We start from the raw sequence: 25,866 nt of genomic DNA, 5'->3' as shown, positions 1-25,866 counted from the left end.
ACTCCTGAAACTTTCCACGTAAGGACAGCTACATGAGCGTCACCGTCAACGGCATCGACGAACTGAAGAAGCTCGCGGGCAGCGACCTGGGCACCAGCGAATGGATCGAGGTCACCCAGGAGCGCATCAACACCTTCGCCGACGCCACCGGCGACCACCAGTGGATCCACGTGGACCCCGAGCGCGCCGCCGAGGGCCCCTTCGGCGCCCCGATCGCCCACGGCTACCTCACCCTCTCCCTCTTCATCCCCCTGTTCACGGAACTCCTGGACGTCCAGGGCGTCACCACGAAGGTCAACTACGGCCTGAACAAGGTCCGTTTCCCCTCCCCCGTGAAGGTCGGCTCCCGCATCCGCCTGGTCGGAAAGCTGGCGGAGGTGGAGGAGGTGCCGGGCGGTGTGCAGATCACCGTGGACGGCACGATCGAGATCGAGGGCGGCACGAAGCCCGCGGCCGTACTGCAGAGCCTGTCGCGGTTCTACGCCTGATCGGGGCGTACCGGCACCAGGTCGAGAAGGCGCTCCGAGGCCTCCTGTGCGAGCGGTGTGAGCCGGTCGTACACCGCCCGGAACGTCTTCTCGGCCCGTTCCGCCGGCCAGTCGTCCGGCAGGTGCTTGACCGGGAGGCGCGGGTCGCGGCGGATCACCTGCAGCCACTCGGCCTGGAGCCGCAGCCGCAGCGCGAGGGCGTCGTCCGCGTCCGGCAGCCGGCTCTCCCAGGCCTCCCAGCGGCGCACGAACTCCTCGTAGCGAGCGGCCAGTTCGGACAGCTCCCAGGTCTCCTCGATCATCGCCCCGATGTCCATGCCGGCGTCGGCGTGCGCACGGAAGACCTTCACATGCGCGGCGAGCCCCAGCTCGGACACCAGCTCCGCCACGTCGACCTCGCCCGGCGCGATCCACAGACCGCTGAACAGCGGGCCGAAACCGCTCCAGGTGAGCTTGGAGCGCAGATCGTGCCGCTGACGCTGCCAGGACTCCGGCAGTGAGAAGCCGAGCAGGGTCCAGGTGCCGTCCCACTGCCGGTTGACCGCACCGGTCTGCCAGATCCGGTGCTCACCGTCCCGCAGCACCGCCGCCGAGTGCTCGGTCAGCCCGAAGTACATCTTGCGCCCCTCGCGCTGGCGGCGCAGCAGCCCCCGCTTGACCATCCGGGTCAGCGTCGAGCGGGTCGCCTGCTCGCCGACCCCGGCGCGCGCGAAGACGTCGATCACGCTGCCCGAGTACACACAGACGTCCCGCCCCAGCACCTGGTCCCCGAGAAACGTCAGCAGGAGGGACTGCGGCCGCAACGACTCTTCACCGGTCATGCGGCCACGGTACGACGCGAGGGATCACTTCGACGTGTCAGCCACCTGCCACGTCGACGAAGACAGGGTTCGAATAGAACCAGGTGTCAGCCCACGGATCACCGTTGCCGGGCTCGTGCGGAATCGGCCCGTTGGGGTCGACCGAGGCGCCCAGGTACCCCGCTCCGTGGCGGTTGCCGTCGCTGCCGCGCAGCCGGACGTAGAAGGACTCGTCCCCGACGGTCAGCGGGATGCGCAGGGTGTACGTCCCCTGGCGGCCGGACACGTCCTTCGTCCGGACGACCCTGGTGTCCGGCGCCTGCCAGCTGTCCCGGTCGGTCACCGGGCCGCGCACCGCGCCCCGGATCACGTCCACGTGCGCCAACTGGGGCAGGATGCCCCGCGGGTTGGCCCGGGAGGCGGTCGTGACGGTGACGTACAGGGTGATCTTCTCGCCCTTGCGGACGCGCAGCCGCCCGCCGAGCGTGACGCCCCGGCCGGCGTCGCAGTCCCGCTTCAGGCGGACGTCGAGGCCGTCGAGCAGGTGTCCGTGGTCGAGCCAGACACGGCCCGCACGCAGACCCGCCATCACCGCGCGGTAGCCGTAGCGGGTCACGCCGACGTGGGTGCGGCTGAACTCGCCCGGCCAGAAGTCACTGCCCGCCTGCGGGGTGTCGGTGTTGACCGGGTCGGGCAGCTTTCCGGTGTTGTCGAAGGTCTGGCCGGCCGGCCAGTCGCCGTTCTTCCAGGTGTCGAAGACCGTGCGGTGGTTGTCGGAGTTGGTGGTGATCGTGAAGAGGCGGCCCTCGGCGAGCATCGAGTCCCACAGGCCGCCGACCGTCGCCGTCGCCCAGTCGAAGCCGCCGTACGTCAGATACGCGTCCGCCGGGTAGCCCGCCCAGGACTGCGCCGACGGCTTGTTCTCGTACTCGCCGCGGATCGAGGTGGCGCCGCGCCAGCCGGGGATGGCCGCGCCCTGGGCGCCCGGTGCGCCCTCCATGCCGATCATGATCTCGGGGGCCGCGTCCCGCCAGTTGCGCATCTCGTGCGGGGAGTCGATGCCGAGGCGCAGGGGGTGGTTGGCGAGGACGAGGACGTCGTCGACGTAACCCGAATCGCGCTGCTCGGCCAGCCACTTGATGGCCTTCACGGCGTGCGCCTCGTTGCGGGCGGTGTCGATGCCGGTCGCGGAACCGTCGGTGTAGCCGAGGAGCTTGCCGTCGTAGGCCAGCTCGAACTGCGTGAGCAGGTCGGTCTCGTGGGGGCCGGGCGCGGCGAAGATCGTGCAGTGCTCGGCGGCCGGGATGTACCACTCCAGGCCCTGGAAGATCAGCTGGCGCGGGTTCTCGGCCCGGGCCCTGAGGATCTCCTGGTGCTCCAGCGCGGCGCCGTAGCGGGCGTGCCCGAAGTTGGAGTGCTCGTTGAACACCATCCAGTCCAGGCCGTACGTGGCGGCCGCCTGCGCCTGCTGCGAGAACGTGTACTTGGCGTCGTGGCTGTAGACGGAGTGGACGTGGTGGTCGCCGACCAGGTAGGCGAGACGCGGGTCGCTGCCGCCGAAGCGGGGCTGCGAGGAGGCGGCGAAGGCGGGGGTCGCCATCGACCCGAGGGTGAACGCCGCGCCGAACAGGCCTGCGCGGCGCAGGAGCCCGCGTCGCGAGACGCCCTGGGCGTCGAGGTGGGCGGGGGAGACGGACGGGTCGGCCCAGGCGGGCAGCCGCTGCTCGGTCATCGTGAGTTCCTGTGCAGGTCAGTGTGGAGAGCAGTGAGATCAGTGGTTCATGAAGGAGGTGACGGGCAGCGCCCGCGAGACGATCCGCACGTCGCCGAGGCGACCGTGCAGGATCTGGTCGATCCTGCCCGCGTACTCGTAGCCGCCGAGCAGCCACGGCAGTCCGACGGAGGTGATGCCGACCGCGGGGGCCTTCGGGTTGCGGACGACCGGGCAGCCCTCGACGTAGAGGGTCGTGTGCTTGCCGTCGTTGACGACCGCGAGGTGCCACCAGGTCTCCAGCGGGGTCTCCTGGCCCCAGTTGGTGGCGATGCCCTGCTGGTTGAGGGGGCGCATCGCCCACTGCGGCTCGCGGTCGTTGGACAGCGAGAGGGTGGCCAGCGGCTCGTCGGGGTCGTCGGCGGTCTTGCCCGCCGCGCCGCCCGTGCCGGTGCGGCCGACGATGCCGGACCAGGCGTGGTGGTCCGGGTCCCAGTCGGCGGGCAGGCGGTAGAACGCCTCGATGGTGTAACCGTCCTTGAACGTCGCCGAGTTGAGCGGGGCGCCGTCGACCGTCTTCAGGTACGCGCCCTTCAGCGGCGACTTGAAGCCCTGGAACTCCAGGCTGCCGTGGCCGGGCTGGTCGGGGTGGTGGTCCACGGACCAGGTGAGGGCGCCGCCGCCCACCGTGACGAGGGTGAGGTCGTTGCCGCGCCCGGACAGGTCACGGACGATGCCGTCGACCGCCGTACCGTCGCCCTTGTTGTCGTGGTTGTCGAAGCGCCAGTAGGCGACCGTGCCGGGGATGACGACCTTGGACGCGGGGCGGGCCGGACGTGCCGGGACCGGGGCGAATCCGGCGAAACGTTTCTCGAAGTCGATCTCCACCGAGAAGCGGTCCGCGTCACCGCTCAGCTCGATCTCCTGCCGCTCCAGCTCGTTCAGGCCCTTGCCCGCCCGGCCGAGGATCCACGGGGAGACGGTCTCCACGTCGATGACGCCCCGATCCAGGTCGAAGCGGTAGAGGCGGATCATCGCCGCCCCGCCGAAGTAGCGGTTCTGGTAGTTCGTGAGATGCAGGTGTACGTCGTTGCCCGCCGCGTTCTTGCGGGTCGCGCGGCCCGCGGGCCAGTAGTGGCCGTTCAGGGTGAGGAAGATCTGGTCGTGCTCCTCGACCAGCTGGTCCCACAGCTGCTGACCGTACGTCGACAACTGGTCGTCCTCGACGACGAGTTCGTGCGTGGTGAGGATGACCGGCGCCTTCGGGTGCTTGGCGAGCACGTCCTTCGCCCAGGCGTACCCCTTCGCCGACAGCCGCCAGTCCAGGGCCAGCACCAGCCACTCGCGCCCGGCCGCCCTGAACAGGTGGTAGGTGTTGTAGCCGTCGTCGGACGCGCCGCCGAACGTCTTCCTTCCCTTGAAGCGCTGCGGCCCGAACGTGTCCAGGTACGGCGTCGAGCCGCGCTGGTCGTCCGTCGAGGACCGTACGTCGTGGTTGCCGGCCAGGACGCTGTAGCCGACGCCCCTGCGGTCCAGCAGCCCGAACGCCTCGCTGATCGCGGCGAATTCGTCCTTGGCGCCGTTCTGGGTGAGGTCGCCCAGGTGGGACAGGAAGACGAGGTTCTCGTCCTTGCCGTGCTCCAGCAGATAGCGCAGGGACGCCTCGACCGGCGCCTTGTCGATGCTGGGTCCGTCGAAGAGGTACTGCGTGTCGGGCATGACGGCGAGGGTGAAGCGACGGCTGTGGGCGTCGGGCCGCCACCTGCTCGCGCTCGCCGGTGCCGCCTCGGCGACGGCCGGCAGCGCGACCCCGGCGCCGGCGGCGGCGCCGAGCAGCGCGGTGGCTCTGAGGAAACTGCGGCGGGCGGCACCGGCCTGCGCGGCCTCGCCCTGGTGGCGGTCATGCGAAGTGCACACGTGTGCTCCGTGAAAGGTGACGTGAGAAACGGGGAAGGGCGGGGTGGCGGGGGCTCACAGAACGCGCAGGGTCCAGCTCCAGCGGTGAACACCCGGCGGGATCAGATACGAGGCGGAGGTGTCCGGCCCGCACGACGCGGTGCCGAGCCCGCGGTGCGCCGCGTCCAGGTGCACCACGCACCCGGGGCGCGGCACCAGCTCGTCGTGGTGCGAGGCGGCGGTCAGGTCCTCGGCACGATGGCGGGCGACGGAGACCTGGCGCGGTTCGTCCAGCACGACCGCGAGGCCGGTCGCGTCCGCCGCGGACAGTGTGAAGTGCCGTACACCGTGCCGCCCGCCGCTCTCCTGCGGGCGCAGATAGGGGGTGAACAGCGCGTCGACGGGCACGGAGTGGTGGCCGACGGGTGCGCCGACGCTCCGGTCGGGATACGACTCCCACGGGCCCTGCCCGAACCACTCCAGCAGGTCAAGGCCCGGTACCGTCTCGAAGACCGAGCCGACCCGCGCCACATCGTGGAACTCGTCGGGCAGTTCGGCCTCCTCGTCGATGCGGATGGCGCCCTCGACGGGGGTGAACACCTGCCGGTGCAGGACGACGCCGACCGTGCCCGCGTACTCGGCGTCCACGGTGACCCGGCCGCCGTCCTGCCGTACCGACACGACCTTGCGGACGAGCGAGTCGAGCCCCCAGGTCCGCCAGCGCAGGGCGATGCCGCCGAGTTCGTCGTTGTCGGTGGGCGCCCGCCACAGGGAGAGGGTGGGGGCCGCCGTCAGCAACGGATGGACCAGCAGGCCCTCGTCGTCGACCTCGACGGCACCGTCCACGGGAACCTCCCAGGACACGGACGGCCCGCGCAGCTGCACCTGGGGCGCGCACACGTCCGTGCCGCGCGGCGCCCAGGGCTGGTCCTCGGAGGTCGTCACCCGCAGTGTCAGCCAGGCCTCGCCGCCGTCGCGCGGGACGTCGAAGGGGAGTGGCACGGCGGCCGTCTCGCCGGGCCGCAGGGCGGGCAGTTCGGCGGGCGCGGTCAGCGTGCGGCCGTCGGCGAGGGACAGCTCCCACCGGCCGGACAGCCAGTCCAGGCCCCGGAAGTGCTGGTGGTTGCCGAGCACGATGCCCTCGTGCTTGAAGCACTCGATGCGCAGCGGCGCCGCGATCTCCCGGTGCTCGTACAGGACCGGCTTCGGGGTGCGGTCCGGGAAGACGACTCCGTCGGCGATGAACGCTCCGTCATGGATCGTCTCGCCGAAGTCGCCGCCGTACGCCCAGCGGTGGCCGGGCGCGGTGACACCGTTGTCATACAGGCCGGCGCCCGCGCGCCCGGCCGGTCTTCCGTCGTTCACGCGTTGCAGAATTCCGTGGTCCCAGAACTCCCAGATGAACCCGCCCTGAAGACCTGGCGTTGACTCGATGGCCGCCCAATGGTCCGCCAGGGTGCCGTTGCTGTTGCCCATCGCATGGGAGTACTCGCACTGGATGAGGGGCCGGGTCTGCCGGCCCGACAGGGCGTGGGCGACGCAGTCCTCCAGCGGCGCGTACATCGGGCAGGCGATGTCGGAGGCGTCGTCCGTCGCCGCCCAGTCCAGCTTCGCGGCGCCCTCGTACTGGACCGGCCGCGTCGGATCGTGCCGCCGTAGCCAGCCCGCCGCCGCGTCGTGGTGGGCCCCGTAGTCCGACTCGTTGCCCAGCGACCAGATGATGATCGACGGGTGGTTCTTGTCCCGCAGCACCATCCGCGAGACCCGGTCCACGAAGGCGCCCAGGTAGCGCGGGTCGTCGGCGATCTCGTGGGCGTGGTCGTGGGACTCGATGTCCGCCTCGTCGACGACGTAGAAGCCGAGCTCGTCGGCGAGGTCGTACAGTGCCGGGTCGTTCGGGTAGTGGGAGGTGCGGATCGCGTTGAAACCGAACCGCTTGAGCAGGACGAGGTCCGCGCGCATGTCGTCGTACGAGACCGTCCTGCCCGTCAGCGGATGGAAGTCGTGCCGGTTGACGCCCCGGATGAAGACCCGCTCGCCGTTGACGAGCAGGTCCCGTCCGGCGATCTCGACGTCGCGGAAGCCGATCCGGTGCTGCGAGGTGTCGGCGACCGTGCCGTCGGCGCGGTGCAGGCGGACGGTGAGGTCGTACAGCTCGGGGGTCTCGGCGTTCCAGGTGCGCACCTCGGGGACGGAGGTGTGGATGCGGGCCTCGCCCAGGAAGTCGGAGACGCGGTCGTCCTCGGCGTTGACGCGGTCGAACTCCCGGTCCTGGCCGAGGAGTTGACCCTCCAGCTCGCCGCTGACACACCACCCGTCGGGCAGCGCGCCGCGCGTGTCCCGCACCCGGCAGTCGACGCGCAGCTCGCCGTCGTACGACGCCCGCACCGTCACATCGGCCAGGTGCAGGGGATCGGTCGCGTACAGCAGTACCGAGCGCGTGATGCCGCCGTGCCACCACTGGTCCTGGTCCTCGATGTGCGAGGCGTCCGACCACTTCACCACGGTCAGCCGTACGGTCGACCGCTCGCCGGCCCGCACCACGTCCGTGAGGTCGAACTCGGCGGCCAGATGGGAGTCCTTGGAGATCCCGACGGGCCGCCCGTCGACATGCACCAGCAGCACGCTCTCGGCGGCCCCGACCTGGAGCACGATCCGGCGTCCGGCCCAGTCGGCGGGGACGTCCACCTCGCGCTCGTACACGCCCGTCGGGTTGGCGGCGGGGGAGCCGGGCGGGAACTCGGAGAACGGCATGCGGACGTTGGTGTACTGCGGCAGGTCGCCGGCACCGGCGGACTGCATGGTCCACACGCCGGGGACGTACGACGAGGACCAGTCACCGCCGACCGGCGCGTCCGGAGCGGGAAGCAACTGAAAGCGCCAGTCGCCGTCCAGGGAGAGGGCTCCGGAGCGCCGGTCGACGGCGTTCATGGGGAGGCGGCCCCAGGAGGTCACCTCGGGTGTCTGCCAGGGGCGGAGGGCGATCAGGGGATCGGCGGGGAGTGCGTCGGTCATGACCTGTCCGAAGTCGGTGCGATGGGCCGGGGGAGGACGCGGCCCTGCAGGCCCCAGGCGGGGTCGACGGGGATACCGAGCCGGTCCAGGACGGTGGGGGCGATGTCGATGAGACGGGGTGAGTCGAGCCGGGCGCCGCGGAGCCGGGGGCTGCGGGGTGGGCTGTCGGCCGGCTGGGTGTCGTCGGGCCGCGTGCTGTCGGGTCGGCGGTGGGCGGGTTCGGTGCCGAAGGGCTGGGTGTCGTCGGGTCGGCCGTCGGCGGGCCGTATTCCGTCCGGCCCGCCGGGCTCGGCGAGGATGACGAAGACCTCCCGTTCCGCGTGCGTGTCGCCGCCGTGGCCGCCGCTGTCGAGGTGCCCGTGGTCCGTGGTGACCAGCACGGTCCAGCGCTCGCCGGCCCGGCGCGGATCGCCGCGCCGGGCGTCGATCGCCTCCAGCAGCCGCCCCAGGTGGGCGTCCTGGGCGAGGAGGGCCCGGTCGTAGGCGGGGGAGAGGGGGCCGGTGTCGTGGCCGGCCTCGTCGGTGGCGCCGAAGTACACGAACACGACGTCCGGGTCGTGCTGGGTGAGCCAGCGCAGGGCGGTGCGGGCGACGCGGCGGTCCGCGGTCATGTAGCCGCGGAACTCGCCGTTGTAGCGCCGGCGCCGGCCGATGGCGGGGCCGAGGGTGCCGCGGCGGACCAGCTGCGGCCAGGACACCGCGGCCGCGGTGCGCAGACCGGCTGTGGTGGCGCGGGTCAGGAAGTCGGGGTAGCGGGCGTAGTCGGCGCCGACGAAGTCGTTGGCCCGCACGCCGTGCCGGTCGGGCCACACCCCGGTCAGGATGCTCGACCAGCCGGGCCCGGAGTCGGTGTACGCCATGCCGGCCGACGGCCCGTTCTCCGCCTGGCCGTCGGCCTCGCCGTAGGGCAGCAGGCTGGTGCCGACGGCGCCCGCCGCCATCAGGCCGTGCAGCACGGGGGCGGTGGAGGGCGACCGGGTCAGCCGGTCGAACCGCAAACCGTCCATGCCCACCACGAGCACCTTGCCGCGTCCCGGCCGCTCACCGTCGACGTCGTACGTCACCGCCCACCCCTCTCTCGCGACTCCGTCTCAGCTGCCCTGCACCGCTCCCTCGGTGGCTCCCGCGATGAACCCGCGGGCGAAGATGCTGAACACGATGACCAGCGGAAGCGCCGCCATCAGCACACCCGCCATGACCATGCTGTAGTCGGTGGTGTGGCCGACGTTGAGCTGGGCGAGCTCCACCTGGAGGGTCACATGGCCCGGGTCGGTGAGCACGACGAGGGGCCAGACGTAGTCGTTCCAGCAGTTGACGAAGGCGTAGATCGCGAGGAACGACAGCGCGGGCCTGATCATCGGCAGGGCGATGTTCCAGTACTGGCGGAAGAACCCGGCGCCGTCGATGCGCGCGGCGTCGAGGAGTTCGTCGGGCACGCCGTTCTGGATGTACTGGTGCAGCCAGAAGATGCCGAAGGCGTTGGCCAGGGAGGGCAGGGCCAGCGCCTTGAGCATGCCGACCCAGCCGATCTTCGACATGAGGATGAACTGCGGCAGGATCGCCAGTTGCAGCGGCAGCATCATGAACAGCAGCAGCGTGCCGAACAGCAGCTTGCGCCCGGGGAAGTCGAACTTGGCGAAGGTGAAGGCCGCGAGGGAGTCGACGAAGAGCACCAGGACGGTGGTGACGGTCGCGACCATCACCGTGTTGAGCATCGACCCGAAGAAATCGATGGTGTTCAGCACATGCCGGATGTTCTCCAGCAGATGGGAGCCGAAGGTGAACTTCGGCGGGCTCTTGTAGATGTCCTGGGTGGTGTTGGTCGCCATGACGATCGTCCACGCGAAGGGGAAGACCGAGACCAGGACGGCCACGACGAGGATGATGTGCGCCGTGAGGCCCCTGGGGCGGCGCCGTCGCCTGCCGCCCGTGGCCGGCCTCGTGGTGTCGACGGCCGTCATGCCTTCCTCCCCCGTGTGGTGATGCGCCAGTTGACGGCGACGAGGATGATGATCAGTACGAAGAAGGCCCACACGATGGCCGCGCCGTAGCCGTAGTCGTTGTTGAGGAAGGCCGACTGGTAGAAGTACAGCAACGTGGTCAGACCCGCCTGGCCGGGACCGCCGAGGTTCGCGTTGGCGGCGTTGCTGCCGAACAGGACCTGGGGCTCGCTGAAGCTCTGCAGACCGTTGATGGTCGAGATGATGACGGTGAACAGGATGATCGGCCGCATGATCGGGATCGTGATCTGGAAGAACGTGCGGATGGGGCCCGCGCCGTCCATCTTCGCCGCCTCGTAGATCGAGTTCGGTATCGCCTGCAGGCCGGCCAGATAGATGATCATGTTGTAGCCGGTCCACTGCCAGGTCATCAGCAGCGCGATGACCAGCTTGATCAGCCACGGGTTGCTCAGCCACGGAACCGGCGAGATGCCGACCATGCCCAGGATCGCGTTGACCAGACCGAAGTTGTTGCTGAACACCGCGCCGAAGAAGATCGCCACGGCGACGATCGAGGTGACGTTCGGGACGTACAGCGCGATGCGGTAGAAGCCCTTGAAGCGGCGCACCGAGTGCAGCAGCGTCGCCAGCATCAGCGCGCCGAACAGGGTGGGCACGGTGGACAGCACCCAGATCACCAGGGTGTTGCGGATCGACAGCCAGAAGACCGGGTCGTCCCACAGGAACCTGAACTGCTGCAGGCCCACGAACTGCATGGTGCCCATGCCGTCCCAGCGCTGGAAGGCCAGGTACAGCGAGTAGAAGACGGGGAAGAAGGAGAACGCGGCGAAGATCAGGTAGAACGGCGAGATCGCCAGGTACTGCCGCCAGTACGCCAGCGGGCCGCGCCGCCTGGGCCGAGCGGAGCCCGCGGGCGGTGTGCGCCGCGGGCGGAACCGGGCCGGGCCCGGCCCGCCGAGGCGCTGTGGCACCTCGGCGGAGCCGGTGACCGGTGGGGACGTCACCTCAGCTCACCCCCTGCCGCCGGGCGATCTGCTTGGCCTGGCTGACGGCGTCCTTCCAGGCGTCGTCGGGCTTCTTGCCCTTGGCCTCGATGTTGGTCAGTTCCGTCTTGTAGGGGGCCATGACAGCGGCGTCGGCCGGGGCCTCGTACGCGATCGGCACGGCCTTGGCGGCCGGTCCGAAGACGTCGATGATCTTCTGTCCGCCGAAGAAGGCGTCGGGGCCCGTCATGGCCGGCGTGGTGTAGGCGGCCGGGGCGGCGGGGAAGATGGCGGCGTCGGTGAAGCCGCGGGCGTCGTTGGCGGGGCTGAGGATCCAGCTGATGATCTTGAACGCCTCTTCAGGGTTGCGGCACTGCCTGGGCAGGGCCAGGTAGGAGCCGCCCTGGTTGGCCGGTCCGACGGGCATCGCGCACACCCGCCACTTGCCCTTGGTCTGCGGAGCGGCCTGCTCGATGTCCAGAGCGTGCCAGGCCGCGCCGAGCTCGGTGAGGAGGGTCTTGCCGACGGCGGCGTTCCAGGTGTTGTCGTTGATCTTGGCGTCGAGGCCGAGGGTGTAGGGGCGCACCGACGTGGTCCATGCGGCGCGGATGTGGTCCTGGTCGCCGATGAAGTGGTTGTTCTTGTCGATGAACCGCTCGGTGCCCTGGCCGACGGTCATGTCGAACATGGAGCCGATGTTGTTGACCAGGTAGGTGCCGGGGTTCTTCTTCTGCAGCTCGGTGCCGAGCGTGAAATAGTCTTCCCAGGTCTTGACCAGGGCGGCGACCTTGTCGGGGTCGGTGGGCACCCCGGCCTTGGCGAAGAAGTCCTCGCGGTAGAAGAGCGCGGTGGGGCCGATGTCGATCGGGAAGCCGATCTGCTTGCCGTCCTTGGTCTGGGCGAGCTTGGTCTTCCAGTCCAGGTACTGGGACGAGAGCTTCTTGAAGCCGAGGTCGTTCAGGTCGAGGAAGCGGTCGGCGTTGGGCAGGAAGGACGCGATGTCCTCGCCCTTGATACCGGTGATGTCCGGCACGGAGGTGCCCGCGGCGATGGTGGTGGTGAGCTTCTGCTTGAAGTCGCCGCCTATGGAGGCGGAGGTCAGCTTGACCGAACTGCTGAAGTGGGTCTTCGCCTCCGCGACCACCTTGTCGCTGAGCGCGCCGCCCCAGTACCACAAGGTGAGGTCCTTGCCGTTCTTGGTGCCGCCCGAGCCCGAGCTGCCGCCGCATGCGACGGTCAGGCCGGAGGCGGCCGCGGTGAGCGCGGCGGCCTGGAGGAAGCCTCTACGAGAAAGGTCCACGGGTCACTCCTGTTGTTCCTGTTCGACGTGGAGAGGGGGTTCGAGGGGGGCAGTGCCGCCGTTCTCAGGCGTGGGGGCCGACGGGCGTATGGGCGGGCGGGGTGACGGGGGCGTGCCGCACGGGCGGTCCGGGGTCGGCCGGGATCCGGTCGGCCAGGAAGCCGTACGCGCGCCGCAGTCCGGGATCTTTCAGCGACCGCCACCAGCGGTCGACGCCGTACCAGCCGGGAGCGGCCAGCGCCCCGCCGTGGTGGCCGACGGACAGCCCGGCGGCGAGCACGGCGAACCGCAGCCGTTCCTCCAGGGGCCAGCCGCCGAGCGAGGCCGCGACGAAGCTCGCGCCGAAGACGTCGCCGGCGCCGGTGGCGTCCAGGACGTCGACGTCGAGGGCCGGGACCTCGGCGTACTCGCCCGTCGTCTGGTCGACGGCCACCGCGCCGTCCCCGCCGCGGGTGACCACGGCCACCGGCACCAGCTCGGAGAGCGTGCCGAGGGCTGCGACCGCGCTGTCGGTACGGGTGTAGGCCGTTGCCTCGGTCTCGTTGGGGAGGAAGGCGTGGCACAGCTTCAGCTGGTCGAGGAGGTCGGTGGACCACTCCTGGGTGGGGTCCCAGCCGACGTCGGCGTAGATCTGTGTGCCGTTCGCGGCGGCCTTCGCAAGCCACTCGCGCGGCTCGGCCTCGAGGTGCACGAGGGCGGTGCGCGCCTCGGGCGGGTCGCCCATCAGCGTGTCCTGCGAGTACGGGGGTTCCTGGCCGTGGGTGACCAGGGCCCGGTCGTGGCCGGTGGCGAGCGAGACGGTGACGGGGGTGGGCCAGCCGTCCGCGGTGCGGGAGAGCGAGAGGTCGATGTCCTCCTGGTCGCACAGGACGTCACGGCAGTACTCGCCGTAGAAGTCGTCACCGAAGACCGTGGCCAGCGAGGTGCGAAGGCCGAACCGGGACGCGGCCACCGCGAGGTTCGCGATGCCGCCGGGGCCGCAGCCCATCCCGCCCGTCCAGATCTCCTCGCCGGGCGTCGGCGGCTTCCCGAGCCCGGTGAGGACGAGGTCGTAGAAGAGCAGCCCGGTCAGGAGCACGTCGGGCCTGTCGTCGTCCACGCGAAACAGCCTCTCGTCAAAACTCGTCATTTTCGATGACCGGAATCGTGCGCTGATCCACGAGATTGGTCAATACCCGAGCAGAACTGAGCATGGATTTGATTGAAGATGACGAGTAGTGTTCACGCCGTGCTGGCAGAACGACGACACCAACTCATCCTGCGGGCCCTGCGCTCCGGCGGGCCCGCGGCTGTGACCGACCTCTCCGAGCAGCTGGGTGTGAGCCCCGCCACGATCAGGCGCGACCTGGTCAAGCTGGAGGAGGACGGTCTGCTCACCCGTGTGCACGGCGGCGCCGTCGTGGAGGAGGGCGACCAGCCCTTCGCCGAGGTCGCCGAGGTGCGCGTGTCCGAGAAGGACGCGATAGCCGAGCGCGCCGCCGCGATGGTCAAGGACGGCCAGTCGGTGCTGCTCGACATCGGCACCACCGCCTTCCGGCTCGCCCGCCAGCTGCACGGCCGCCGGCTCACCGTGATCACCAGCAATCTGGTGGTCTACGAGGAGCTCGCCGACGACGAGGGCATCGAGCTGGTGCTGCTCGGCGGCATGGTCCGCCGCGAGTACCGCTCCCTGGTCGGTTTCCTCACCGAGGACAACCTGCGCCAGCTGCACGCCGACTGGCTCTTCCTCGGCACCAGTGGAGTGCGCCCGGGCGGGCAGGTGATGGACACGACGGTCGTCGAGGTGCCGGTCAAACGCGCCATGATCAAGGCGAGCGACAAGGTCGTCCTCCTCGCCGACCAGGCGAAGTTCCCGGGTACGGGCATGGCGAAGGTCTGCGGTCCCCAGGACCTGGACGTGGTGGTGACGAACGCCCCGGTCGACCCGGCGACCCGCTCCTCCCTGGAGGAGGCGGGCGTCGAGGTGGTCGTGGCAGGAAAGGTGCAGGCGTGAAGCTGACGATTCTGGGCGGCGGCGGGTTCCGCGTGCCGCTCGTGTACGGGGCCCTGCTGGGCGACCGCGGCGAGGGCAGGGTCACCGAGGTCGTCCTGCACGACCTGGACGCGGGCCGGCTGTCCGCGGTGACCCGCGTCCTCGCGGAGCAGGCCGCGCAGGTCGCGGACGCCCCGGAGGTGACCGCCACGACCGACCTGGACGAGGCCCTGCGCGGCGCCGACTTCGTCTTCTCCGCGATCCGCGTCGGCGGCCTGGAGGGCAGGGCGAACGACGAGCGCGTGGCCCTCGCGGAAGGCGTCCTCGGCCAGGAGACGGTCGGCGCGGGCGGCATCGCCTACGGCCTGCGGACCGTGCCCGTGGCCGTGGACATCGCCCAGCGGGTGGCCCGTCTCGCCCCGGAGGCCTGGGTCATCAACTTCACCAACCCGGCCGGCCTGGTCACCGAGGCGATGTCCCGCCACCTCGGCGACCGCGTCATCGGCATCTGCGACTCCCCGGTCGGCCTCGGCCGCCGGATCGCCCGTGTCCTCGGCGGCAACCCGAAGGAGGCGTGGATCGACTACGTCGGCCTCAACCACCTCGGCTGGGTCCGCGGCCTGCACATCGCGGGCCGCGACGAGCTGCCGCGGCTGCTCGCCGACCCCGACCTGCTCGGCTCCTTCGAGGAGGGCAAGCTCTTCGGCGTCGACTGGCTCCAGTCCCTCGGCGCGATCCCCAACGAATACCTGCACTACTACTACTTCAACCGCGAGGCCGTCCGCGCCTACCAGCAGGCCGAGAAGACCCGCGGCGCCTTCCTGCGCGAGCAGCAGGCCCACTTCTACGAGGAGATGCGCGACCCCGGCGCCCAGGCCCTCGCCGCCTGGGACCGCACCCGGGCCGAGCGCGAGGCGACGTACATGGCCGAGAACCGGGAGACCGCGGGCGCGGGCGAACGCGACGCCGACGACCTCTCCGGCGGCTACGAGAAGGTCGCCCTCGCGCTGATGCGGGCCATCGCCCGCGACGAGCGCACCACCCTGATCCTCAACGTCCGCAACCGCAGCACCCTCTCGGTGCTCGACGCCGAGGCCGTCATCGAGGTCCCCTGCCTGGTCGACGCCAACGGCGGGCACCCGGTCGCCGTGGCCCCGCTGCCCGAGCACGCCACCGGCCTGGTCTGCGCCGTGAAGGCCGTCGAGCGCGAGGTCCTCGCCGCCGCCGAGTCCGGCTCCCGCACGACGGCTGTGAAGGCCTTCGCGCTGCACCCGCTGGTCGACTCCGTGAACGTGGCCCGACGGCTGGTCGAGGGCTACACGGCCGTCCACCCCGGCCTCTCCTACCTGAAGTAAGCTCCCGGCGGAAAGCGCTTTCCCGCATGGTGCGCCCTCGCCGCCCTCTCTCTGGAGACCTCTCATGCACGACGAACGCCGCCGGATCGAGGAGCGCGCCGAGCGCCTCCACAACCAGCGCATCAAGACCGCGATCTACGCGGCCACCGTCCCCCTGACGGTCGAGGCCTGGCAGGCGCCGGGCGAGCCGGTCCCCTTCGAGGAGGCCGCGGCCGCCTCGTACGAGCCCTTCGCGATGGGCACCCCGTGGGGTCCGCCCTGGGGCACGACCTGGTTCCGGATGCGCGGGCAGGTGCCCGCCGAGTGGGCCGGAAAGCGCGTCGAGACGGTCATCGACCTCGGCTTCACGGGCGACTGGCCGGGCAACCAGGCCGAGGCGCTGGTCCACCTCACCGACGGGACCCCCCTCAAGGCGGTCAACCCGCTCAACCAGTACGTGCCGATCGCCAACCCGGCCACGGGCGGCGAGGAGATCGACTACCTGGTCGAGGCGGCCTCGAACCCGGACATCCTGGCGAACAACTTCTCCGAGCCCACCCCTCTCGGCGATGTCCTGACGGCGGGCGACAAGCCGCTCTACACCTTCCGGCGCGCCGACCTCGCCGTCCTCGACGAGGAGGTCTTCCACCTCGACCTGGACCTCCAGGTCCTGCGCGAACTCATGGTCCACCTCGGCGAGCACGAACCCCGCCGCCACGAGATCCTGCACACCCTCGACCGGGCCATGGACGCCCTCGACCTGGACGACGTCTCCGGCAGCGCCGCCGCCGTCCGCGCGGTGCTCGCGCCCGTCCTCGCCAAGCCCGCCCACGCCAGCGCCCACACCGTCTCCGGCGTCGGCCACGCGCACATCGACTCGGCCTGGCTGTGGCCCATCCGCGAGACCAAGCGCAAGACGTCCCGCACCTTCTCCAACGTCACCGCGCTCGCCGACGAGTACGACGACTTCATCTTCGCCTGCTCCCAGGCCCAGCAGTACGAGTGGGTGCGCGACAACTACCCCAAGGTCTGGGCGCGCATCCAGGAGTCCGTGAAGAAGGGCCAGTGGGCGCCGGTCGGCGGCATGTGGGTCGAGTCCGACGGCAACCTGCCCGGCGGCGAGGCCATCGCCCGCCAGCTCGTCCACGGCAAGCGGTTCTTCATCGAGCACTTCGGCATCGAGACCAAGGGCGTCTGGCTGCCGGACTCCTTCGGCTACAACGCGGCCTACCCGCAGCTCGCCAAGCTGGCCGGCAACGAGTGGTTCCTCACCCAGAAGATCTCCTGGAACCAGACCAACACCTTTCCCCACCACACCTTCTGGTGGGAGGGCATCGACGGCACCCGCATCTTCACCCACTTCCCGCCGGTCGACACCTACAACGCCCGCTTCAGCGGCGCGGAGATGGACCGCGCGGTCCGCAACTACGCCGAGAAGGGCGCCGGTACCCGCTCCCTCGCCCCCTTCGGCTGGGGCGACGGCGGCGGCGGCCCCACCCGCGAGATCATGGAGCGCGCGCGCCGGCTCGCCGACCTGGAGGGCTCGCCCAAGGTCGTCGTCGAGCACCCGGACGACTTCTTCGCCAAGGCCCGCGAGGAGTACCCGGACGCCCCGGTCTGGAACGGCGAGCTCTACCTGGAGCTGCACCGCGCCACCTACACCTCCCAGGCCCGCACCAAGCAGGGCAACCGCCGCTCGGAGCACCGCCTGCGCGAGGCCGAGCTGTGGGCGACCACGGCCGCGCTGCACGCGCCGGGCTACTCCTATCCGTACGAGAAGCTGGACCGCCTGTGGAAGACGGTCCTCCTCCACCAGTTCCACGACATCCTGCCGGGTTCGTCGATCGCGTGGGTGCACCGCGAGGCGGAGGCCGAATACGCCCGTGTGGCACGGGAGTTGGAGGAGCTGACGGCCGAGGCGGTCGCCGCGCTGGGCGGTGGCACGGCCCGGGTCTTCAACACCAGCCCCTTCGACCGGGCCGAGGTCGTGCGCGCGGCCGAGGGCGGCCCGGCGTACGTCGAGGTGCCGGCGAGCGGCAGCGCTCCGCTCGCGGCCGCCGAGCCGCCGCAGCCGGTGACGGTGGCCGGACGGGTCCTCGACAACGGCCTGGTCCGCGTCGAGGTGGCCGAGGACGGCACGCTGGCGTCCGTACGGGACCTGCGGGCCGGCGGTCGCGAGGTCCTCGCCGACCAGGGCAACCTGCTCCGTCTGCACACCGACCTTCCGAACTACTGGGACGCCTGGGACATCGACAAGCACTACAGGAACCGCTACACCGACCTGCTGGACGCCGACTCGGTCACGGTCGTCGAGCAGGACCCGCTGCTCGGCGCCATCCGCGTGGAACGCAGCTTCGGCAAGGGCTCCAGGCTCACCCAGACGATCACCCTGCGCGCCGGCAGCCCCCGTATCGACTTCGAGACCGACATCGACTGGCACGAGGCCGAGAAGATCCTCAAGGCGGGCTTCCCGGTCGACATCCGGGCCCCGCACTCCTCCGCGGAGATCCAGTTCGGCCACATCCAGCGGCCCACCCACACCAACACCAGCTGGGAGGCGGCCCGCTTCGAGGTCTCCGGCCACCGCTGGGTGCACATCGCCGAGCCCGGCTACGGCGTCGCGGTCATCAACGACTCGACCTACGGCCACGACGTCTCCCGCACGGTCCGCGAGGACGGCGGTACGACGACCCGCGTGAGCCTCAGCCTGGTGCGCGCCCCGCGCATCCCGGACCCGGAGGCCGACCAGGGCCGCCACCGCTTCGTCTACTCCCTCCTGCCCGGAGCGAGCATCGAGGACGCGGTCGCGGAGGGCTACGCCCTCAACCTCCCGCTCCGGGTGGCGGATTCCGCGGGCGCGCCCGAGCCGGTCGTATCGGTGGAGGGCGAGGGCGTGACGGTCGAGGCGGTGAAGCTGGCCGACGACGAGTCCGGCGACGTGGTCGTCCGGCTCTACGAGTCCCGCGGCGGCCGCGCCCAGGGCACCCTGCGCACCGGCTTCCCGCTCGCCGGCGCCCAGGTCACCGACCTGCTGGAGCGCCCGCTGCAGGACGCGGAGCTCGTCGAGGGAGCAGTCCCGGTCACGCTGCGCCCCTTCCAGATCCTGACCCTCCGGCTGCGGAGGGGCTGACGGATGGCCGTGCAACCCTGGTTCACCGACGCCAAGTTGGGGATCTTCATCCACTGGGGGATCTACGCCGTCGACGGCGTCCAGGAGTCCTGGTCGTTCTACGACGACATCGTGCCGCACGACCGGTACATGTCCCAGCTGGAGCGCTTCACGGGCGCCAAGTACGACCCGAAGGCCTGGGCGGACCTGTTCGCCCGGGCGGGCGCGAAGTACGCGGTCCTGACGTCCCGTCACCACGACGGCGTCGCCCTGTGGGACACGGAGTACGGCGACCTCAACCTCGGCAAGGACTACCTCGGCCCCTACGCCGAGGCCCTGCGCGAGAAGGACCTCAAGGTCGGCTTCTACTACTCCCACTCCGACTGGAACCACCCCGACTACGCCTCCACGCGCAAGCCGGGCCGCCCGCCGGAACAGGAGGACAACCGCTATTCGGAGGTCGCGGCCGAGGACGAGGACCTGGAGGCCTGGGAGCGGTTCATCGCCTACCGCGACGGCCAGATCCGCGAGCTGGCCTCCCGCTACCGGCCGGACCTGATGTGGTTCGACGGCGAGTGGGACCGCAGCTTGGAGCAGTGGCGCATCCCCGAACTCGCCGCGCTCATCCGCTCGTACGTGCCCGACGTCGTCTTCAACGCCCGCATGCTCAGCGAGGGCGACTACGCGACGCCGGAGCAGGGCGCCCCCATCGTGCCGCCGGACGGCCCCTGGGAGCTGTGCCTGACGATCAACGACTCGTGGGGCTACCAGCACCACGACCACAACCACAAGTCGCTCGCCCAGCTGATCCGCTACTTCACGGAGACGATCGGCGGCGGCGGGAACCTCCTGCTGGACGTCGGCCCCATGGAGGACGGCACCATCCCGCAGCCCCAGGTCGAACGGCTGGAGGGCCTGGGGGAGTGGATCCGCAGGCACGCGGAGGCGGTGTACGGAACGGTGCGCGGCCTGCCCGCCGGGCATCACTACGGGCCCAGCACCCTCTCCGCCGACCGCCGCACCCTCTACCTCACCCTGTTCGACATCCCCCGTGCCGAGATCGGCGTCCGGGGCCTGGCGACAGAGGTCCGGAAGGTCACCGTGCTGGGGAGTGGCACCGAACTCGCCCACCGGGTGGTCGGCGGGCTGCACGACGCGGTGGGCGTGCTGTGGATCGACCCGCCGGCTGAGGCGGACCTCGATCCGTACGCGACCGTGCTGGCCGTGGAGCTGCAGGGAGAGCTGGAGCTGTACCGCGGTTCGGGCCGCTTCTGAGGCCCGCTCACATATAGCCGTCCCGGCTCTGATTGCGCTGCCGACGGGCTTCCCCACGAGCTCGCACGAACTCGGTGAGGGGAGCCCGTAGCGCGTAGACGGCGACCAGTGCGGTCGCGATACCGCCCGCCGTGATGAGCCAGTCCTTCATCGAGTCGATGCGGTGCGGCCACGTGTCGTGCACGGTCAGCCGGAGCCTGATCGGGGGCCGCAGGGTGTCGAGGGCGCGTTCCGTGTCGCCCTGGTAGGTGGTGACGCTGAGCGCAAGGTCGTAGTCGCCCGGTTCGTCGGCGGAAACGCTCCACTGCCACTCCGCGGTGTCGCCGGGCTGGGCGATGAACTGCTCCGGCTTCGAGTCGGTGAGCATGACCACCCGCACATTCCTGCTCCCGCAGGTCAGCGCGGCGCCCTCCACCCCGCCCACCTGGAAGGCCCGGGTCACCAGCGCGGCCTGAGCCGTACCCGACGACTTCTCCCCGCGGGCGGTGAGCAGCACGTCGTAGGTCAGGTTGCCGCCGACGGACATCGACACCGAAGGGTCGTAGGCGAGCGACCCGTTGAAGAGGTGCTTGCGGTCGCTCACGACCGAGGCCCGTAAGTCCGCCTGCCCGGGGCGCAGCCCCGGCGCCTCGCCACTGCCGCCGCGGCTGTAGTCGCCCCCACCGCAGGAGGCGAGCAGGGCGACGAGGCCGAGGGCGAAGAGGAACGACAGGCATCGGCCGGCAGTACTGCTCGTTCTCCTCACGCCTGCGCCGCCTCGGTCATGAACCGCCCCCGGATCCCGTGCCGTCGAGCCGCGGGAAGGCCCCCGCGGCGGGTAGGTCCAAGATTCTTCCCGCCGCGGGGGCCCGGGCGCCAGCCCTTCTTCCAGCCGTGTCAGCCGGTGAAACCGGCCGTGATGGAGGTGAACTGCCAGTTGTTCTGGCTGATTCCGGAGCAGTTGCTCACCACGCCGCCGCCCGGGCACGGCCGGTCGCGGTTGACCGACCAGAAGGCGAGCCGCGCGATGTGGTGGCTGTTGGCCCAGTCCTTGATCTGGGTCCAGATCGCCGGGGTCGTGGTCTCCTGCTGGTCGGACAGGCCGTTCATGCCGGAGATCCCGATGTGGGAGTAGGCAGTGGCGTCGTCCCAGCCGAAGGTCGACTTCAGCTTCGCCTTCAGGCCCTCCGCCGCGTTGACGGTGTTGCCGTACATGTCGGAGCCGCCGCCGAAGTCGAACGGCATGATCGTGAAGACGTCGATGTTGGCGCCGAGCGACTGCGCCTGCTCGATGAGCCGGTTGCCGTAGTACGTCGGGCCGGTCGTCGACGTGCCGAAGGTGACGATGGTCCGCAGGCCGGGGTTGTTGGCCTTGACCGTCTTCAGGGCAGTGAGGATCTTCGCCTGGACGGCCTCGTTCTCGAACTCGTCGGAGTTCTCGATGTCCATGTCGATCGCCTTCAGCGAGTAGGCGTCGATCACCTTCTGCAAGGCCCCGGCGAGCGCGCTCGCGGAGGAGCAGTTGGCGCCCAGCTTGCTGCCCTGCCAGCCGCCGAACGACGGCACGATGTCACCGCCGGCCGAGCGGATGGCGTTGATCGCGGACTGGTCGGCACCGCCGGTCAGCGGCCGGCTGCCGTCCCAGGCGGGAGTGCAGCCGCCGGAGTCGAGCACGAAGGCCATCGTGAACCACTTGACGCCGGTCGCGCTCATCACCGTCGACGGGCTCGGCGGATCGCCCCAGCCCTCGTACAGATAGGGCGCGGCCTGCTTGAAGCCGGTGCCGCCACCGCCGCCCGCATCCGTGGTGACGGACACGGAGTTGGACGCCCCGGAGGTGTTCCCGGCCGCGTCCCGCGCCTTGACGGTGAAGGTGTACGCCGTGCTCGGCGAGAGCCCGCTGACTGTGGCGGTCGTGCCGGAGACGCTGAGGACGTTGTTCGAGCCGCTGTAGATGTCGTACGCCGTGACGCCGACGTTGTCCGTCGAGGCGTTCCACTTCAGCGACACGCTCGACGAGGTCTTGCCGGTGGAGGTCAGCCCGGTCGGCGCGGTCGGCGCCTGGGTGTCCGAGCCGCCGCCCCCGCCGGGGCCGTCGAGGCTGATGTCGTCGGCGTAGTACGTCCCCTGGGCATACCAGCCGTGGACGTAGATCGTGGCGCTGGTCTGCGAGGCGCCGGTCGTGAAGGACACCGACAGCTGGCTGTACGCCGACGGGGACGTCGTCCACGTCGACGCACCGCCGTTCACGCCGAGGTAGACGTAGGACCCGCGCACCCACCCTTGAAGCGAGTACGTGGTGTTCGGCTGGACCGAGACGGTCTGGCTGCACTGCGCGTTGTCGCTCGAACTCACCGCTCCCGCAAGGGCCTTGGAGCCGCCGTGCACGGGGGAGGAGACGACCGAGCCGAGGCTGCCGGTGCAGGTCCAGGGGGAGAGGCTGCCCGACTCGAAGCCGGGATTGGTCAGGATGTTGGCCGCTTGGGCCGTACCGGGAAGGGCGATGGCTCCGGCGAGCGCGAGAGCAGCGGAGCCGAGCAGGGCAAGAAGCCGACGTCTGTGACGTCCGAGTGTGTTGCGCACGCGATCTCCCTGGGGAATGGGGGTGTTCGGGAGTGCACGGAGGTGCAGAGAGGTGCGCAACACAAGTTGGTATGGACCAATCTCGGTGTCAAGGCCTGGCGCCGAATTGGTCCATACCGGTGAGCTTCTTCAGGAGCGCGGGGCCGTATCGATCTGCGGCTCCGCCGCGTGGGCGCGACACAAGCCACACGCGGCCCGCTGCCGGCCGAAAGCCTAAAGCGGCAGGACCTGAGCCGAGACCTCGACGGAGTCAACAGGCGCAGGCACCGCCGGCAACAGAGGCTCCGCCTCAACCCTCTGCTGCGGCAGCGAAACCGCCCGCAGCGGCCGCGGCCCCGCCACCACCGTGTAGTCCTGCCCCAGGAACGGCGGCACCATCTCCCCGGGGTCCTCCCCGAGAGCCAGCTGCACGGCCGCCCAAGGCGCGTTGACCCCGCACAGCGACAGCTGGTGCAACCCGCCGGCGGGCCGCGTGTTGACATCCATCAGCACCGGCTCGTCACCGAACATCCGGAACTGGATGTTCGACAGATAGTGCAGCCCGAACCCCTCGGCGAGACGCCGCGCCGGCTCCAGCCACTGCTCGTGCAGGGTGAACCCGCGCCGCCGCCCGTTCTTGGTGCGCCCGATCGCCAGCCGCACCCGGTTGTCAGGACCGGTGAGGCAGTCCACCGAGACCTCCGGCTGCTCCAGACGCGGCATCACCAGCCAGTCGACGGGCTCGTCGGCCCGCTCCAGGGCCTCCACGACCAGATCCAGCGGCACATGCGGGCCCGGGAAGCCGTTGAGGTGAACGAGCGAGAAGGGGGTGCGCGTGATCACGCGGAAGCCCACGCCGCCCGCGCCGGACGCCGGCTTGAAGCACGCCTTGTGCCCGCCCGCCTCCAACTCCTCCACGGCGGCGACGAGTTCATCCGCGGTCCGCACCCGCCACCACGGCGGCACGGGCACCCCGATCGCCTGGACCGCCTCGTACGCGATCACCTTGTCGTGGAAGACGGCCACCGCCTCCGGAGGCGGTGCCAGCAGCGCCGTACCGACCGCCTCGAAGTCGGCGCGGTGCGCCACGATCGCCGACTGCTGCAACCGGGGCACGAACACGTCGATGCCGCGCCGCTGGCACTGGTCGAGGGCGTACTCGACGTACGCGGCCGGGGACAGGCCCTCCGGCTCCAGATCGGCGGTGTCGGCGGCGGCCAGCACGGGGGAGTCCGCGTCCCCGTGCGTCGCATGGATCTCGACGGCCCGATCGCTGGGATTTCGCCGCAGCTGATCCATGAAGAACACGTTCTCCGCGTACGTGCGGTTGAGCCAGACGCGTACGCGAGAGACCATGCAGGGCCGTCCTTTCACGGTTCGCGGGCAGGGCTGAGCAGCCCGTGCCCGGGCAGGGGAGTTGGAGGGTCACCAAACCGCCCTTGAATGAAGGGAATTTCATGGCGGTGGTGTTGGGGCGATCATACGGCCTCCCGGAGGCCGCGCGTGCAACGTACGTGTTACGGATTCACCGATCTTGCCGCCTTGTCGGTGAACCGGGAAATGTGTTCTCGTGGTCCCATTCGTGACGGCGTGGATGCGCTGCGTGGACGGAGGGGGCGGAACGTGACGTCGACGGCCGGTGGTGCCGCTCAGCTGCTGGCCATCAGCGACCTGCACATCGGATACGCCGAGAACCGCGCCCTGGTCGAGGCGATGCGCCCCGAGTCGGACGGGGACTGGCTGCTCGTGGCCGGCGACGTCTCGGAGAGCGCGGCCGACATCCGCTGGGCCCTGAAGACGCTGGCGAACCGCTTCCACAAGGTGATCTGGGCGCCGGGCAACCACGAGCTGTGGACCCATCCGAAGGATCCCGTCGCCCTGCGCGGCGTCGCCCGCTACGAGCACCTGGTCGCCATGTGCCGCGAGCTCGGCGTGACGACGCCCGAGGACCCCTACCCGGTGTGGGAGGGCGCCGGCGGCCCGGTGGCCGTCGCACCGCTCTTCCTCCTCTACGACTACTCGTTCCTGCCGGCCGGCTGCACCACCAAGGAGCAGGGCCTCCAGTACGCGCACGGCACCGGCATCGTGTGCAACGACGAGTACCTGCTGCACCCCGACCCCTACCCGAGCCGCGAGGCCTGGTGCCGGGCCCGGGTCGCCGAGACCGAGGGCAGGCTCGCCGCGCTCCCCGCCGACCTGCCGACCGTCCTGGTCAACCACTACCCGCTGGACCGGCACCCCTGTGACGTCCTGTGGCATCCGGAGTTCGCGATGTGGTGCGGCACCGAGCTGACCGCCGACTGGCACCGCCGCTTCCGCGTGGAGACCATGGTGTACGGGCATCTCCACATCCCGCGGACCACCTGGCACGAGGGCGTCCGCTTCGAGGAGGTGTCCGTCGGCTACCCCCGCGAATGGCGCAAGCGGCCGCAGCCGCCGGGGAGACTGCGCCGTGTGCTGCCGAAGGAGGTCGGGGTCCGGTGATCGAGGAGCTGCTGCCGGACGAGGTGGTGGCCGTGGAGGTGCACGGCGACGACGGGAGCGAGCCCGCGCCGCTGTACCCCGAGGAGGCGGAGGTCGTCGCGCAGGCGGTGCACAAACGCCGCCGCGAGTTCGCCCTCGTACGCGCCTGCGCGCGCCGCGCCATGGAGAAGCTCGGCGTGCCCGCCCAGCCCCTCCTGCCCGGCGAACGCGGCGCACCGGGCTGGCCGCCCGGCCTGGCCGGCAGCATGACCCACTGCGACGGCTACTGCGCCGCCGCGCTGGTCCGCACCACCGACCTGGCCTCCGTCGGCATCGACGCCGAACCCCACCGGCCGCTCCCGGGAGGCGTGCTGGACGCCGTGGCCCTGCCCGCCGAGGCGGCCAGGCTGCGCCACATGGCCGTGCGGCACCCCGAGGTCCACTGGGACCGGCTGCTGTTCAGCGCCAAGGAATCGGTCTACAAGGCGTGGTTCCCCCTCACCGGACTGTGGCTGGAGTTCACCGAGGCCGACATCGAGGTCTTCGTCGACCCCGACGAGCGGCTGCACGGCGGCTTCCGCGCCGAACTCCTCGTCCCCGGCCCACTGGTCGGCGGCCGCCGGCTCGGCCACTTCGAGGGCCGGTGGACCGTCCAGCGGGGGCTGGTGGCGACGGCGATCACCGTCTCGCACACGCGCTGACCCCCGCCGGCCGTCACGGCTCCGGGCACCAGCTCCGCAGCAGCCGGAAGAACTCCTCCTCGTTCCCCGCCAGTCCCGCGGCCGCCAGTGCCTGCTCCGCCTCGGCGAGCACGGCGGGCGGTACGACGGGTGGTCGAGAGGAGCCGGGGGGACCGTCGAACGCGGCTCGTACGGTGTGCAGGAGCCGCAGATAGGCCTGTACGGCGGTGCGCTCGCGGTCGGTCAGTACGGCTGTGGGCATCGGTCGGCTCTCCCCGTGTCGGCGTCGTCGGTCGCACCCCGCACAAGGGGGCGCGACTCCAGCTTGCCGCCCGCCA

Annotated in this window: 20 protein-coding genes; 7 read left to right on the top strand and 13 right to left on the bottom strand. The window is 70.7% G+C overall.

Features of this window, described 5'->3' with window-relative positions; genetic code table 11:
* The first annotated feature begins 32 nt into the window (after positions 1 to 32).
* Entirely contained in the window at positions 33 to 488 is a 456-nt protein-coding gene (locus ACWC1K_RS05995; protein WP_030936488.1) for a MaoC family dehydratase, read from the top strand.
* Here the strand turns inward: ACWC1K_RS05995 and ACWC1K_RS05990 are convergent.
* The 9 genes from ACWC1K_RS05990 to ACWC1K_RS05950 form a co-directional block, all read right to left on the bottom strand.
* Complete coding sequence (locus ACWC1K_RS05990; RefSeq protein WP_450829025.1) at positions 479 to 1,309, bottom strand: PaaX family transcriptional regulator; 831 nt, start codon at positions 1,307 to 1,309, stop codon at positions 479 to 481. The two genes, ACWC1K_RS05995 and ACWC1K_RS05990, sit on opposite strands and share 10 nt — an antisense overlap.
* A 37-nt stretch (positions 1,310 to 1,346) precedes the next feature.
* Entirely contained in the window at positions 1,347 to 3,020 is a 1,674-nt protein-coding gene (locus tag ACWC1K_RS05985) for a histidinol-phosphatase (RefSeq protein ID WP_450829024.1), read from the bottom strand.
* Positions 3,021 to 3,059: 39 nt separating this feature from the next.
* Complete coding sequence (locus tag ACWC1K_RS05980; RefSeq protein ID WP_450829023.1) at positions 3,060 to 4,916, bottom strand: LamG-like jellyroll fold domain-containing protein; 1,857 nt, start codon at positions 4,914 to 4,916, stop codon at positions 3,060 to 3,062.
* 54 nt (positions 4,917 to 4,970) lie between these two features.
* Positions 4,971 to 7,910: a glycoside hydrolase family 2 TIM barrel-domain containing protein gene (locus tag ACWC1K_RS05975; protein WP_450829022.1), complete on the bottom strand. Its 2,940-nt coding sequence runs from the start codon at positions 7,908 to 7,910 to the stop codon at positions 4,971 to 4,973.
* Positions 7,907 to 8,974 (bottom strand): alkaline phosphatase family protein, encoded by a 1,068-nt coding sequence (locus ACWC1K_RS05970; protein WP_450829021.1) that lies wholly within the window; start codon positions 8,972 to 8,974, stop codon positions 7,907 to 7,909. The genes ACWC1K_RS05975 and ACWC1K_RS05970 overlap by 4 nt, the downstream gene beginning before the upstream one ends.
* 27 nt (positions 8,975 to 9,001) lie before the next feature.
* Positions 9,002 to 9,871: a carbohydrate ABC transporter permease gene (locus ACWC1K_RS05965; RefSeq protein WP_450829020.1), complete on the bottom strand. Its 870-nt coding sequence runs from the start codon at positions 9,869 to 9,871 to the stop codon at positions 9,002 to 9,004.
* The gene (locus tag ACWC1K_RS05960) at positions 9,868 to 10,842 is read right to left on the bottom strand and encodes a carbohydrate ABC transporter permease (RefSeq protein ID WP_450829047.1); all 975 of its coding nucleotides are present in this window, start codon (positions 10,840 to 10,842) and stop codon (positions 9,868 to 9,870) included. Before ACWC1K_RS05960 ends, ACWC1K_RS05965 begins: the two co-directional genes overlap by 4 nt.
* Positions 10,843 to 10,876: 34 nt before the next feature.
* Entirely contained in the window at positions 10,877 to 12,154 is a 1,278-nt protein-coding gene (locus tag ACWC1K_RS05955; protein WP_450829019.1) for an ABC transporter substrate-binding protein, read from the bottom strand.
* A gap of 64 nt (positions 12,155 to 12,218) precedes the next feature.
* Positions 12,219 to 13,253: a carbohydrate kinase family protein gene (locus ACWC1K_RS05950; RefSeq protein ID WP_450829018.1), complete on the bottom strand. Its 1,035-nt coding sequence runs from the start codon at positions 13,251 to 13,253 to the stop codon at positions 12,219 to 12,221.
* Between the two features lie 129 nt (positions 13,254 to 13,382).
* Here ACWC1K_RS05950 and ACWC1K_RS05945 point away from each other — a divergent pair, with 129 nt between their 5' ends.
* From ACWC1K_RS05945 to ACWC1K_RS05930, 4 genes are all read left to right on the top strand, one after another.
* Positions 13,383 to 14,147 (top strand): DeoR/GlpR family DNA-binding transcription regulator, encoded by a 765-nt coding sequence (locus ACWC1K_RS05945; protein ID WP_450829046.1) that lies wholly within the window; start codon positions 13,383 to 13,385, stop codon positions 14,145 to 14,147.
* Positions 14,144 to 15,481, top strand: coding sequence for a 6-phospho-beta-glucosidase (locus tag ACWC1K_RS05940; protein WP_450829017.1), 1,338 nt, complete (start codon positions 14,144 to 14,146; stop codon positions 15,479 to 15,481). Before ACWC1K_RS05945 ends, ACWC1K_RS05940 begins: the two co-directional genes overlap by 4 nt.
* 64 nt (positions 15,482 to 15,545) lie before the next feature.
* Positions 15,546 to 18,590: an alpha-mannosidase gene (locus ACWC1K_RS05935; RefSeq protein WP_450829016.1), complete on the top strand. Its 3,045-nt coding sequence runs from the start codon at positions 15,546 to 15,548 to the stop codon at positions 18,588 to 18,590.
* Between the two features lie 3 nt (positions 18,591 to 18,593).
* A complete protein-coding gene (locus tag ACWC1K_RS05930; protein WP_450829015.1) occupies positions 18,594 to 19,844 on the top strand; it encodes an alpha-L-fucosidase in 1,251 nt (416 codons plus the stop codon).
* 7 nt (positions 19,845 to 19,851) lie between these two features.
* On the opposite strand, the gene ACWC1K_RS05925 is transcribed toward ACWC1K_RS05930, so the two are convergent.
* From ACWC1K_RS05925 to ACWC1K_RS05915, 3 genes are all read right to left on the bottom strand, one after another.
* Positions 19,852 to 20,589, bottom strand: coding sequence for a hypothetical protein (locus ACWC1K_RS05925; protein WP_450829014.1), 738 nt, complete (start codon positions 20,587 to 20,589; stop codon positions 19,852 to 19,854).
* A gap of 131 nt (positions 20,590 to 20,720) precedes the next feature.
* Positions 20,721 to 22,406, bottom strand: a complete 1,686-nt coding sequence (locus ACWC1K_RS05920; RefSeq protein WP_450829013.1) for a carbohydrate binding domain-containing protein — start codon at positions 22,404 to 22,406, stop codon at positions 20,721 to 20,723.
* Positions 22,407 to 22,619: 213 nt separating this feature from the next.
* Positions 22,620 to 23,741 carry an ATP-grasp domain-containing protein gene (locus ACWC1K_RS05915; RefSeq protein WP_450829012.1) on the bottom strand — a complete coding sequence of 374 codons (1,122 nt, stop codon included), beginning with the start codon at positions 23,739 to 23,741 and terminating at the stop codon, positions 22,620 to 22,622.
* Between the two features lie 267 nt (positions 23,742 to 24,008).
* Between ACWC1K_RS05915 and ACWC1K_RS05910 the strand changes: the two genes are divergently transcribed.
* Both ACWC1K_RS05910 and ACWC1K_RS05905 read left to right on the top strand, forming a co-directional pair.
* Positions 24,009 to 24,869, top strand: coding sequence for a metallophosphoesterase family protein (locus ACWC1K_RS05910; RefSeq protein ID WP_450829011.1), 861 nt, complete (start codon positions 24,009 to 24,011; stop codon positions 24,867 to 24,869).
* Positions 24,866 to 25,549 (top strand): 4'-phosphopantetheinyl transferase family protein, encoded by a 684-nt coding sequence (locus tag ACWC1K_RS05905; RefSeq protein WP_450829010.1) that lies wholly within the window; start codon positions 24,866 to 24,868, stop codon positions 25,547 to 25,549. The genes ACWC1K_RS05910 and ACWC1K_RS05905 overlap by 4 nt, the downstream gene beginning before the upstream one ends.
* A gap of 13 nt (positions 25,550 to 25,562) precedes the next feature.
* On the opposite strand, the gene ACWC1K_RS05900 is transcribed toward ACWC1K_RS05905, so the two are convergent.
* Entirely contained in the window at positions 25,563 to 25,790 is a 228-nt protein-coding gene (locus ACWC1K_RS05900) for a hypothetical protein (RefSeq protein ID WP_450829009.1), read from the bottom strand.
* Positions 25,791 to 25,866: the final 76 nt, after the last annotated feature.

It is taken from the genome of Streptomyces sp. NPDC001492 (genome assembly GCF_053597275.1).
This window is presented reverse-complemented; position numbering and strand designations above follow the sequence as displayed.